Below are 11,922 nucleotides of genomic sequence, written 5' to 3'. Positions count from 1 at the left end.
CGCGGCCGCGGGGGTGTGACGAGTGCCGCACCGCCGTCTGGTTATGCCGGCATTGCCGGAGCAGGTAGAATGGTCAATGGATTTTTGATATTTCATCCCCTCACCTGCAGCCGGAGCGCGAACGCGCCGTTCCACCGGCAGGTGGCCTGGGGTTCATAGCCTTCTCCTGCGGGCAGTGGCACTACAAAAGAGGAAACCAGTGGCAACAACTAACGACATCAAGAACGGCACGGTTCTCAAGCTCGAGGGCCAGCTCTGGAACATCATTGAGTTCCAGCACGTCAAGCCGGGCAAGGGTGGAGCGTTTGTGCGCACCAAGATGCGCAACGTCATGTCGGGCAAGGTTGTGGACAAGACGTTCAACGCCGGCCTGAAGATCGAAACCGCCACGGTTGACCGCCGCGACTTCCAGTACCTGTACCAGGACGGCGCCGACTACGTCTTCATGGACACCCAGGACTTCGACCAGATCACCGTTCCCGCGGAGACCGTGGGCGACGCCGTGAACTTCATGCTGGAAAACCAGAACGTGAACATCGCCATCCACGAGGGTGCCCCGCTGTACATCGAGCTGCCGGCCTCCGTGATCCTGCAGATCACCTACACCGAGCCTGGCCTGCAGGGTGACCGCTCCTCCGCCGGCACCAAGCCCGCCACGCTGGAAACCGGCTACGAGATCCAGGTTCCGCTGTTCGTGGAGAACAACACCCGCGTCAAGGTCGACACCCGCGACGGCAGCTACCAGGGACGTGTCAGCGACTAGTGGCAGCCGATCCAACACGGTCGATTTCGGCCAGAAGCAAGGCGCGCCGCCGGGCTTTGGACCTCTTGTTTGAATCCGAGCAGCGCTCCGTCTCCGTCTCCAGTGCGCTCAAGCAGCGCCGGGAGAGCACCGACCAGATCATCAACGTCTACACCGTTGACGTGATCGAGGGTGTCACGGCCATGCAGGAGACCATTGATGAGTTCCTGCAGACGTACTCCCAAGGCTGGACCCTGGAGCGCATGCCTGCCGTGGACCGCATCATCTTGCGCATCGGCGCCTGGGAACTGCTCTACAACGATGACGTCCCCGACGGCGTGGCGGTGAGCGAGGCCGTTGAACTGGCCAAGATGCTCTCCACCGACGAGTCGCCGCAGTTCATCAACGGACTGCTCGGCCGCCTGCAGCAGCTCAAGCCCACGCTGCTGGCCTAAGGCTTTCAAGGTACATACGACGACGGCGGTGGTGCCGGGATTTGTTCCCGGCACCACCGCCGTCGGCGTTTAAGGACTTCGGTGGTCGACCGGGGGCCCATGGCCGCGCGGGACCCGCGGCGAGCTTGCGAGCCGTGGGAGCGGCTGGGGACGAGGAACGAGCGCGTGGAGACCCAGCGGGCAACGCACCAGAATCTCCACGCGGCCGGATCTCCGCACGGCCGCAGGCACTTCGCTCGATCACCGGCTGAGCCGTTGGTCGAGCGGAGCCGAGACCTCCCGGGCCCCACGGCGGGGGCTAGTACCGCGGCGGCTGGGCGTAGCGCGCCATCATGGCCGCTTGGACCGCCGCCTGCTGGCGGGCGAGCACCGTGGCCCGGGCCGCTGTCGTGCGCTGCAGCAGCGCCAGTTCGGTACTGCGGGCCGCACCGGTGCGCGCCTGGCTGCCCGCGCTGGCCCCGGGGCGCAAACCAACCAGGATCCGCTGCCGGGTGAAGGCCAGCCGGGTGGCCAGGGCGATGAAATCGTGCATGTCCTTGCCCGCGCCAAAGCTCCCGGCCCAGGCCAGTGCACGACGGCGTCCCGCGCAGGTGCCGAGCATGGGCACCTCTTGGGGGTGGAACCAGCCGGCGGCCACGTAGTCCGCCAGCCGCGTACGGGTGAGTTTGGCCTCAGAACGGCGCAGCGCAATGATGCCCAACACGTACAGGACAAAGATGGGCACCTGCAGCAGGCCATAGACCACAAAGAAGTTGGGCCCGATCAGCGAGCTGCCGTTCCACAGGCCGTGCAGGAACATGGCCGGAACCAGCCCCACGAACCAGGCGCCCAGCACCAGTCCGGTGCCGCCGTAGCGGGCCGCATAGCCCACGATGGCACCGAGCGTGGCGGTGAACATGATGTGCGCGAAGGGGCTCATCAGGCCGCGCATCAAGAAGATCATCACCAGCCCCAGTCCGGGGTTCGCCGAGTCCTCCGTGAGGGTGGAGCCGAAGTAGAGGATGTTTTCGGTGAAGGCGAAGCCGGCCGCGATGGTGCCCGCATAGACCACGCCGTCGATGGGGCCGTCGAAGGTGCGCCGGCGCAGGAAGAAGAGCAGTAGCACGCCGAGGCCCTTGGAGGCCTCCTCCACCAGCGGTGCCTGGACCACGGCGCCCACCGTATCGGGATCGGCAAGCGCCGCCGTGGACAGCAGCAGCGGCTGCACCCACTGGCCCACCACCAGGGAGGTGATGACGCTCATGCCGGCACCCCAACAGAAGCCAAAGAGCAGTGCGCCCTTGGGCTCGGGCTCCCAGCGGTCCACCCAGTAAAGGGTGAACAGGCAGATGCCCAGCGGAATCAGGGCCAGGGCGCCGCAGATAAGGAAGACGCTGGCACCCAGCGACGCCGCGAAAAAGGCCAGCGTGATCGCGGTGACCACCACCACCGCGATGATGAGGATGATGTTGATCACTTTGCCGGGGCGCCTCGGCGGCCGCGGGGCCCCGTTTCCGCCGGTTCCGTGCTGCCAATAGTGCACCGGCGAGGCGGCGCCCGGGCCCGGCCGGTGGCCAGTTCCGGCGGCGCCCAGCGGCGGCGCGGCGTAGTACGGCTGGTGCTGGGGCGCCCCCTGCGGCGTACCTTGCCAGGGGCCTGGCTGTGTCATGGCACCCACACTATGCGCAGCGCCGGGAGGCCGCTACCGGGCGCCCGTGCCGGACGGCCGCGGGGTGCCCCTATGGTATTTTTGAGGGCAATAAACCTTTTAATTCCGTCCTGTGAGGCGGGGAAAGGGGACGCGAGCCATGAGCAGCAACTTTGCATCGGCCAACGCTCCGCGCGTGGTACTCACCGCGGCGGACATTGACCGCGCACTCACTCGTATCGCCTATGAAATCCTTGAGGCCAACAAAGGCTCCAAGGACCTTCTTCTGTTGGGCATTCCGCGCCGCGGATACCCGCTGGCACAGCGGCTGGCCCGCAAGCTGGCCGCCACCGATCCCACCGTGGACGCCGAGGCCATCGTTGGCCAGCTGGACGTGACCATGTTCCGCGATGATCTGGCCCACCAGCCCACCCGTGCCCCCCAGCGCACGGCCCTTCCCGCCTCCGGCATTGACAACAAGGTTGTGGTGCTGGTGGACGACGTCCTGTATTCCGGCCGCACCATCCGTGCCGCCCTGGACGCCCTGGTCGACGTCGGCCGCCCCCGCGCCGTGCGCCTGGCCGTGTTGGTTGACCGCGGCCACCGCGAACTTCCCATCCGGGCCGACCACGTGGGCAAGAACCTGCCCACCTCGTCCTCCGAAAAGGTGCGCGTGCGCCTGGACGAGATCGACGGCGTGCCCGCCACTTCAGCAACGCAGGGACACCAGGACACCGTGGACTCCGTCATCATCGAGGCAGGCGCATGAGGCACCTGCTCTCCACCGAGGACCTCTCGCTGGAAAACGCCATCCGCATCCTGGACACCGCCGAGGAAATGGCCGCCGTGGGGGAGCGGGAGGTCAAGAAGCTCCCGGCCCTGCGCGGACGCACGGTGGTGAACCTCTTCTTTGAGGACTCCACCCGCACCCGGATCTCCTTCGAGGCCGCGGCCAAGCGCCTCTCGGCCGACGTCATCAACTTCTCCGCCAAGGGCTCCTCGGTGTCCAAGGGCGAGTCGCTGAAGGACACGGCCCAGACGCTGGAGGCCATGAGCGCCGACGCCGTCGTAATCCGCCACTGGGCCTCCGGAGCTCCGGCGCAGCTGGCCAACTCCGGTTGGATCGACGCCGCCGTCATCAATGCCGGCGACGGCACGCACGCCCACCCCACCCAGGCGCTGCTGGATGCCTTCACCATGCGCCGCCACTTGGCCAAGCTGGCCGGCACCTCCTCCATCGGGGCCGACCTGGCCGGGATGCGCGTGGTGATTGCCGGGGACGTCCTGCACTCCCGCGTGGCCCGCTCCAACGTCTGGCTGCTGCAGACCCTGGGTGCGGACGTCACGCTGGTGGCCCCGCCCACGCTGCTGCCGGTGGGGGTTGAATACTGGCCCTGCAAGGTCAGCTACGACCTCGATTCCGTGCTGGAAGCCGGCGTGGACGCAGTGATGATGCTGCGCGTGCAGGCCGAGCGCATGAACGCCTCGTTCTTCCCCTCCACCCGGGAGTACTCCCGCCGCTGGGGGTTCGACGACGCGCGGCTGGCCAAGCTGGATGCGCTGGGCCTAAAGGACACCATCATCATGCACCCGGGCCCGATGAACCGTGGCCTGGAGATCTCCTCCGCCGCCGCGGATTCGCCCCGCTCCACCGTGCTGGCCCAGGTGCGCAACGGCGTGTCCGTGCGCATGGCCACCCTCTATCTGCTGATGTCCGGGGAACTGCGCGAGAACGCCCCCGCCGCCCCGACCACCCTGAAGGAATTCGCATGAGCCCCGCCACGACAACCACCGGCACCTACCTGATCCGCCGGGCCGCCGTACTGGGCGGCGAGGCCGCCGACATCCTGTTCCGCGACGGCGTCATCGCCGAGCTCGGCCCGGACCTCTCCGGCTCGGCCGCGGCCGAGGGCGCCACCGTCATCGAGGCCGCCGGCCTGGTGGCCCTGCCCGGCATGGTGGACCTGCACACCCACCTGCGCGAGCCCGGCCGCGAGGACGCCGAGACCGTTGAAACCGGCAGCCGCGCCGCGGCGCTGGGCGGCTTCACCGCCGTGCATGCGATGGCCAACAGCTCACCCGTGGCCGACACCGCCGGCGTCGTCGAGCAGGTCTACTCGCTCGGCAAGGAGGCCGGCTGGGTGGACGTGCGCCCCGTCGGTGCCGTGACAGTGGGACTGGCCGGCACGCAGCTGGCCGAGCTGGGCGCCATGGCCGATTCCCGCGCCCGCGTCCGGGTGTTCTCCGACGACGGCATCTGCGTCTCCGACCCCGTCATGATGCGCCGCGCGCTGGAGTACGTGAAGGCGTTCGACGGCGTGATCGCCCAGCACGCACAGGAGCCGCGCCTCACCGAGGGTGCCCAGATGAACGAGGGCAAGGTTTCCGCCGTGCTTGGCCTGGCCGGTTGGCCCGCCGTCGCCGAGGAATCCATCATTGCCCGCGATGTCCTGCTGGCCCAGCACGTGGGCTCGCGCCTGCACGTCTGCCACGTCTCCACGGCGGGGTCGGTGGACATCATCCGCTGGGCCAAGGCCCGTGGCATCAACGTCACCGCCGAGGTCACCCCGCACCACCTGTGGCTGACGGAGGACCTGGTCCGCTCCTACAACCCGGTCTACAAGGTCAACCCGCCGCTGCGCGCCGACGCGGACGTCCAGGCGCTGCGTGCAGCTTTGGCCGACGGCACCATTGACATCGTCGGCACCGACCATGCCCCGCACCCGGACGAGGCCAAGGCCTGCGAATGGGCCCAGGCCGCCATGGGCATGACCGGCCTGGAAACGGCCCTCTCGGTGGTGCAGGAGACCATGATCGAGACCGGCCTGATGACCTGGGCGGACTTTGCCCGCGTCACCTCCTTCGCCCCGGCCGCCATCGGCCGGCTGGCGGACCAGGGCCGCCCGCTGGCCGTGGGGGAGCCGGCCAACATTGTGCTGGTGGACCCGGCCGCGCGCTGGACCGTGGACCCCGCGGCAATGGCCACCAAGGGACGCAACTCGCCCTTCGCCGGCCGCGAGCTCCCGGGGGCCGTCAAGGCCACCTTCTTCCGGGGCCACCCCACCGTCCTCGACGGTGTCCTGAACACGCCCTACCCGGGAAGCGGCGCCTGATGGGCGAACGCCTCCTGCCCACCGTCCTGACGGTGCTGATTCTATTGGCGGTCTTCGCCCTGATCGGCATGGGCTGGCGCAACCGGCTCAAGCGCCAGGCCGGTGTCGCCGCGCTGCCCGAGGTCCCGGACATACTGGGGACGCCGCTGCTCTCCGTGGCCGGAACCTACGTCGCCACCACCTCGGCCGGCGACTGGCTGGACAGGATTGCCGTCCAGTCGCTGGGACTTCGCACCAATGCCACGGTGGACGTGTTCGACGACGGCGTGCTGATCACCCGCTCCGGCGCACCGGATGTCTACATCGGAGCCGGTGCACTGACCGAAATCCGGCTGGAAAGCGGCATGGCCGGAAAGTTCGTCGAAAAAGACGGACTGGTGGTCCTGTCCTGGACGCTGGGGGAGACCCCGGTGGACACCGGCTTCCGCACCCGGGCCGCGGCGGAGAAAACCCCGCTGAGACTGGCCCTTGAGAAACTTTTGCCCCACGACGGCGCAAGCACCCCCTCCCCGCAGGCCTGAACGAAAGAGTAAGAGAATGACTGAATCAACAACGCCTGCACAGGCCACACCGAGTGCCGCACTGCTGGTCCTCGAAGACGGGCGGATCTTCCGCGGCACCAGCTACGGCGCCCAGGGCACCGCACTGGGCGAGGCTGTCTTTGCCACCGGCATGACCGGCTACCAGGAGACCATCACCGATCCCTCCTACGCCCACCAGCTGGTGGTCCAGACGGCCCCGCACATCGGCAACACCGGTGTCAACGATGAGGACGCGGAATCGCGGCGCATCTGGGTCGCCGGCTACATTGTCCGCGACGCCGCCCGACGCCCGTCCAACTGGCGTTCCGAGCGCAGCCTGGACGAGGAACTCATCAACCAGGGGATCATCGGCATCCAGGGTGTGGACACCCGGGCCATCACCCGCCACCTGCGCGAGCGCGGCGCCATGCGCGCCGGCATCTTCTCCGGTGCCGATGCCAACGCCACCGAAGCCGAGCTGCTGGCCATCGTTGCCGCCAGCGCCCCGATGGAGGGCGCACGCCTGGCCGAGGAGGTCTCCGTCACCGAGTCCTACGTCGTCGAGCCCGCCGACTTCGGCTGGGAGGGCGACGCCAAGTTCGGCATCGCCGCCATCGACCTGGGCATCAAGGCCATGACCCCGCAGCGCTTCGCCGAGCGCGGCGTGCGCGTGCACGTCCTGCCGGCCACCGCCAGCATCGAGGACATCCAGGCCATCAACCCCGACGGCGTGTTCCTCTCCAACGGCCCCGGCGACCCCGCCACGGCCGACGCCCAGGTCTCCTTGCTGCGCAAGGTGCTCGATTCCGGGACGCCGTTCTTCGGCATCTGCTTCGGCAACCAGATCCTGGGCCGCGCCTTGGGCTTTGGGACCTACAAGCTGCGCTACGGCCATCGCGGCATCAACCAGCCCGTGCTGGACCGCAGGACCGGCAAGGTGGAGATCACCAGCCAGAACCACGGCTTCGCCGTCGACGCCCCCAAGGACGGGCCTGTCACGGCCCCCGAGGAGCGCTTTGGCCGGGTCGAGGTCAGCCACATCTCCCTGAACGACGACGTCGTCGAGGGCCTGGCCTGCCTGGACATCCCCGCCTTCTCCGTCCAGTACCACCCCGAAGCCGCCGCAGGCCCGCACGATTCCGCGTACCTGTTTGACCGCTTCATTGACCTGATGGCCAGCACCGCCGCCGCCGCGACCAAGACTGAGGAAAAGAACTAATGCCCAAGAGAGAAGACCTGAAGAGCGTTCTGGTCATTGGCTCCGGCCCGATTGTGATCGGCCAGGCCGCCGAGTTTGACTACTCCGGAACGCAGGCCCTGCGCGTGCTCAAGGAGGAGGGCCTGCGGGTCATCCTGGTCAATTCCAACCCGGCCACCATCATGACGGACCCGGAGTTCGCTGACGCCACCTACGTGGAGCCGATCACCCCCGAGGTGGTTGAGAAGATCATCGCCAAGGAACGCCCCGACGCCGTGCTGCCCACCCTCGGTGGCCAGACCGCCCTGAACACGGCCATCGCGCTGGACAAGAACGGCGTGCTGGCCAAGTACAACGTGGAGCTGATCGGCGCCAACATCGCCGCCATCGAGCTCGGCGAGGACCGCGAAAAGTTCAAGGGCGTGGTGGAGCGCTGCGGTGCCGAGAGCGCCCGCAGCCACATCATCCACACCATGGCCGAGGCGCTCGTCGCGGCCGAGGACCTGGGCTACCCGATGGTGGTCCGCCCGTCCTTCACCATGGGCGGCCTGGGCTCCGGCCTGGCCTACACCGAGGAAGACCTGCACCGCATCGTCGGCCAGGGCCTGCAGTACAGCCCCACCACCGAGGTCCTGCTCGAAGAGAGCATCCTGGGTTGGAAGGAATACGAGCTGGAGATGATGCGCGACAAGAACGACAACGTCGTCGTCGTGTGCTCCATCGAAAACTTCGACCCGGTGGGCGTCCACACGGGCGATTCCATCACGGTGGCCCCGGCCCTGACCCTGACGGACCGCGAATACCAGCGCCTGCGCGACATCTCCATCGCCGTCATCCGCGAGGTGGGCGTGGACACCGGTGGCTGCAACATCCAGTTCGCCATCGAGCCTGACACTGGCCGCGTCGTCGTGATCGAGATGAACCCGCGCGTTTCGCGGTCCTCTGCGCTGGCCTCCAAGGCCACCGGCTTCGCCATCGCCAAGATCGCCACCAAGCTCTCCCTCGGCTACACGCTGGACGAGATCCCCAACGACATCACGCAGAAGACGCCGGCCTCCTTCGAGCCGACGCTGGACTACGTTGTGGTCAAGGTTCCGCGCTTCGCGTTCGAGAAGTTCCCGGCCGCGGACCCCACGCTGACCACCACCATGAAGAGCGTCGGCGAGGCCATGGCCATGGGCCGCAACTTCACCGAGGCCCTGCAGAAGGCCCTGCGCTCCCTGGAGCAGAAGGGTGCCAGCCTGGACTTCGGCTCCGTCAACGCCCTGGACGTCCCGGACCTGATCCAGGCCGCCAAGCGCCCCACCACTGACCGCCTCTCCCAGGTCCAGCGCGCCCTGCTGGGCGGCGCCACCGTGGAGGAGCTCTACGAGGCCACCGGCATCGACCCCTGGTTCCTGGACCAGCTGGTGCTGCTGAACGAGATCGCCGTCGAGATCCGCCAAGCGACCGCCCTGACGCCGGAGATGCTGCGCCGCGCCAAGCGCCACGGCTTCTCCGACGAGCAGATCGGTGCGCTCACGCACAACTCCGAAGCCGTTGTCCGCGGCGTCCGCCAGGCCCTGGGCATCCGCCCGGTCTACAAGACCGTTGACACCTGCGCCGCCGAGTTTGCCGCGTACACCCCGTACCACTACTCCACCTACGACCTCGAGGACGAGGTGGCGCTGCACGCCAAGCCCTCCGTCATCATCCTCGGCTCCGGCCCGAACCGCATCGGCCAGGGCATCGAGTTCGATTACTCGTGCGTGCACGCCTCCATGGCGCTGCGCAAGGCCGGCTACGAGACCGTCATGGTCAACTGCAACCCGGAAACCGTCTCCACCGACTACGACGTCTCCACCCGCCTGTACTTCGAGCCGCTGACGCTCGAGGACGTGCTGGAGGTCATCGCGGCCGAGGAGCGCACCGGCGGCGTGCTCGGTGTCTTCGTCCAGCTCGGCGGCCAGACCCCGCTGAAGCTGGCCCAGGCCCTGGCCGATTCCGGTGTGCCGATCCTAGGCACCTCCCCGGAGGCCATCGACCTGGCCGAGCACCGCGGCATGTTCTCCCGCGTGCTGGACAAGGCGGGCCTGATCGCCCCGAAGAACGGCACCGCCGTCTCCTTCGACGACGCCAAGAAGATTGCCGACGAGATCGGCTACCCGGTCCTGGTCCGTCCGTCCTACGTCCTGGGTGGACGCGGCATGGAGATCGTCTACGACGAGGACAACCTCTCCCGCTACATCAAGAACGCCACCGAGATCACCGAGGACCACCCGGTGCTGATCGACCGCTTCCTTGAAGACGCGATCGAGATCGACGTGGACGCGCTCTACGACGGCACGGACATGTACCTTGGCGGCATCATGGAGCACATCGAAGAGGCCGGCATCCACTCCGGCGACTCCGCCTGCGTGCTGCCTCCCATCACGCTGGGCAAGGACGTGCAGGACCGTGTCCGCACGGCCACCCGGGCCATCGCCGAGGGCGTGGGCGTGCGCGGCCTGATCAACATCCAGTTCGCACTGGCCTCCGACGTCCTCTACGTGCTTGAGGCCAACCCGCGGGCCTCGCGCACCGTGCCGTTCGTCTCCAAGGCCACGGGTGTGCAGATGGCCAAGGCCGCCGCGCTGATCGGTGTGGGCGTCTCCATCGCCCACCTGCGCAGCGTCCACCACATCCTCCCCGAAGAGGGCGACGGCGGATCGCTGCCGGACCACGCGCCGGTGGCCGTGAAGGAAGCAGTGCTTCCCTTCAACCGCTTCCGCACCCCCGAGGGCACTGTGGTTGACTCCCTGCTCGGCCCGGAAATGCGCTCCACCGGCGAGGTCATGGGTATCGACAAGCACTTCGACACGGCCTTCGCCAAGAGCCAGTCCGCGGCCAACAACGCCCTGCCCACCTCCGGGAAGGTCTTTGTCTCGGTGGCCAACCGCGACAAGCGTGCCGTCATCATGGCCGTCAAGCGCCTTGCCGACCTGGGCTTCGAGATCATCTCCACCGGCGGCACCGCCGACGTCCTGCGCCGCAATGGCATCCAGGCCACTGTGGTGCGCAAGGTCGCCGAGGGTGCCTCCGCCGACGGCGAGGGCACCATCACGGACCTGATCAACAACGGCGAGATCGACATGGTCTTCAACACGCCCTCCGGCGGCGAGGCCCGCAGCGATGGCTACGAGATCCGTGCCGCGGCCACCTCGGTGGGCAAGCCCTGCATCACCACCGTGGCCGAGTTCAACGTGGCCGTCCAGGCCATCGAGGCCATGCGCTCCTACGAGTGGTCTGTGACCTCCCTGCAGGAGCACGCCGCGGCACTGAAGGCGGGACCGGTCGCGGCCAATGGCTGACGCCAACCTGAACGACGGCGGCTCCGCCGGCCAGGCTGGCCGGGCACCGTTTGGTGCCCGGCTGGCCGCGGCCATGGACCGGTTGGGTCCGCTGTGTGTGGGCATCGACCCGCACCCGGCGCTGCTGGCCGCCTGGGGCCTGCCGGACAACGCCACGGGACTGCGCACCTTCTCCCAGACGGTGCTGGAGGCCGTGGCCCCGCTGGCCGCGGCCGTCAAGCCGCAGGTGGCGCTCTACGAGCGCCACGGGTCGGCGGGCATGGCCGCCCTTGAGGAGCTGCTGGCCGCCTCGGCCGACGCCGGTGTGCTGAGCATTGCCGACGCCAAGCGCGGGGACATTGGCTCCACGATGGCCGGCTATGCCGATGCCTGGCTGCGCGACGGTTCCGCCCTAGCGGCCGACTCGGTGACGCTGAGCCCGTACCTGGGCTTCGAGTCGCTGCGCCCGGCGCTGGATCTGGCCGCGGAGGCCGGCCGCGGCGTGTTTGTGCTGGCGCTGACCTCCAACCCGGAGGGTGCCTCGGTCCAGCATGTCGGTGGCGCGGAATCGGTGGCCCGGCGCATTGTGCAGGCCGCCGCGGCGGAGAACCTGCGCTACGCCGGCGGCATGGGGTCCGTCGGCCTGGTCGTCGGTGCCACCGTGGGCTCCGCGCTGGTGGATCTGGACATCGACCTCACCACGCTCAAGGGGCCCATCCTGGCCCCGGGCCTGGGTGCCCAGGGCGCCACGGGGGCGGACATGCGCCGCACCTTTGGCGCCGCCTACCCACAGGTGCTCGGCACCTCGAGCCGGGGAATCCTGGCCGCCGGGCCGTCCGTGGCCGGCCTGCGCGCCGCCACGGTGGAGACACTGGCCACACTGGGCCTCTAGGGACCCGTTATCGCACCGGGGCGGATTGATTTTGCCGCCCCGGTGCGGATAGGTTCTAAAGCACGC

At 68.4% G+C, this 11,922-nt stretch carries 10 protein-coding genes; 9 read left to right on the top strand and 1 reads right to left on the bottom strand.

The window, feature by feature from the left end; all coding sequences use genetic code 11:
* Positions 1-199 precede the first annotated feature (199 nt).
* Positions 200-763 (top strand): elongation factor P, encoded by a 564-nt coding sequence (gene efp / locus ACQCSX_RS05310; protein ID WP_427018026.1) that lies wholly within the window; start codon positions 200-202, stop codon positions 761-763.
* A gap of 23 nt (positions 764-786) precedes the next feature.
* On the top strand, positions 787-1,197 hold the full coding sequence (gene nusB / locus ACQCSX_RS05305; protein WP_427018972.1) for a transcription antitermination factor NusB: 411 nt from the start codon (positions 787-789) through the stop codon (positions 1,195-1,197).
* A 298-nt stretch (positions 1,198-1,495) separates the two neighbouring features.
* Here nusB and ACQCSX_RS05300 read toward each other — a convergent pair whose 3' ends face one another.
* Complete coding sequence (locus tag ACQCSX_RS05300; RefSeq protein WP_427018025.1) at positions 1,496-2,845, bottom strand: PrsW family intramembrane metalloprotease; 1,350 nt, start codon at positions 2,843-2,845, stop codon at positions 1,496-1,498.
* Between the two features lie 139 nt (positions 2,846-2,984).
* Between ACQCSX_RS05300 and pyrR the strand changes: the two genes are divergently transcribed.
* Genes pyrR through pyrF form a run of 7 tightly spaced genes read left to right on the top strand, consistent with a single transcriptional unit; the run spans position 2,985 to position 11,856 of the window.
* Positions 2,985-3,593, top strand: a complete 609-nt coding sequence (gene pyrR, locus ACQCSX_RS05295) for a bifunctional pyr operon transcriptional regulator/uracil phosphoribosyltransferase PyrR (RefSeq protein ID WP_427018024.1) — start codon at positions 2,985-2,987, stop codon at positions 3,591-3,593.
* Positions 3,590-4,597, top strand: a complete 1,008-nt coding sequence (locus ACQCSX_RS05290) for an aspartate carbamoyltransferase catalytic subunit (RefSeq protein ID WP_427018023.1) — start codon at positions 3,590-3,592, stop codon at positions 4,595-4,597. The genes pyrR and ACQCSX_RS05290 overlap by 4 nt, the downstream gene beginning before the upstream one ends.
* Positions 4,594-5,937 (top strand): dihydroorotase, encoded by a 1,344-nt coding sequence (locus ACQCSX_RS05285; protein ID WP_427018022.1) that lies wholly within the window; start codon positions 4,594-4,596, stop codon positions 5,935-5,937. Before ACQCSX_RS05290 ends, ACQCSX_RS05285 begins: the two co-directional genes overlap by 4 nt.
* Positions 5,937-6,458: a hypothetical protein gene (locus tag ACQCSX_RS05280; RefSeq protein WP_427018021.1), complete on the top strand. Its 522-nt coding sequence runs from the start codon at positions 5,937-5,939 to the stop codon at positions 6,456-6,458. The genes ACQCSX_RS05285 and ACQCSX_RS05280 overlap by 1 nt, the downstream gene beginning before the upstream one ends.
* A 16-nt stretch (positions 6,459-6,474) precedes the next feature.
* Entirely contained in the window at positions 6,475-7,677 is a 1,203-nt protein-coding gene (gene carA / locus ACQCSX_RS05275) for a glutamine-hydrolyzing carbamoyl-phosphate synthase small subunit (RefSeq protein WP_427018020.1), read from the top strand.
* A complete protein-coding gene (carB, locus tag ACQCSX_RS05270; RefSeq protein WP_427018019.1) occupies positions 7,677-10,985 on the top strand; it encodes a carbamoyl-phosphate synthase large subunit in 3,309 nt (1,102 codons plus the stop codon). The genes carA and carB overlap by 1 nt, the downstream gene beginning before the upstream one ends.
* Positions 10,978-11,856, top strand: coding sequence for an orotidine-5'-phosphate decarboxylase (pyrF, locus tag ACQCSX_RS05265; RefSeq protein WP_427018018.1), 879 nt, complete (start codon positions 10,978-10,980; stop codon positions 11,854-11,856). The genes carB and pyrF overlap by 8 nt, the downstream gene beginning before the upstream one ends.
* Positions 11,857-11,922: the final 66 nt, after the last annotated feature.

The organism is Pseudarthrobacter sp. P1 (genome assembly GCF_050156935.1).
Lineage (GTDB): Bacteria > Actinomycetota > Actinomycetes > Actinomycetales > Micrococcaceae > Specibacter.
Note: the sequence above shows the minus strand (reverse complement) of the source record. Positions and strands in the feature narration are given on the sequence as shown.

Bases quoted from the DNA above. Each gene is read 5' to 3' on its own strand.
- ACQCSX_RS05300 (WP_427018025.1), bottom strand. From the start codon at position 2,845: ATGACACAGCCAGGCCCCTGGCAAGGTACGCCGCAGGGGGCGCCCCAG.
- pyrR (WP_427018024.1), top strand. From the start codon at position 2,985: ATGAGCAGCAACTTTGCATCGGCCAACGCTCCGCGCGTGGTACTCACC.
- ACQCSX_RS05290 (WP_427018023.1), top strand. From the start codon at position 3,590: ATGAGGCACCTGCTCTCCACCGAGGACCTCTCGCTGGAAAACGCCATC.
- ACQCSX_RS05285 (WP_427018022.1), top strand. From the start codon at position 4,594: ATGAGCCCCGCCACGACAACCACCGGCACCTACCTGATCCGCCGGGCC.
- ACQCSX_RS05280 (WP_427018021.1), top strand. From the start codon at position 5,937: ATGGGCGAACGCCTCCTGCCCACCGTCCTGACGGTGCTGATTCTATTG.
- carA (WP_427018020.1), top strand. From the start codon at position 6,475: ATGACTGAATCAACAACGCCTGCACAGGCCACACCGAGTGCCGCACTG.
- carB (WP_427018019.1), top strand. From the start codon at position 7,677: ATGCCCAAGAGAGAAGACCTGAAGAGCGTTCTGGTCATTGGCTCCGGC.
- pyrF (WP_427018018.1), top strand. From the start codon at position 10,978: ATGGCTGACGCCAACCTGAACGACGGCGGCTCCGCCGGCCAGGCTGGC.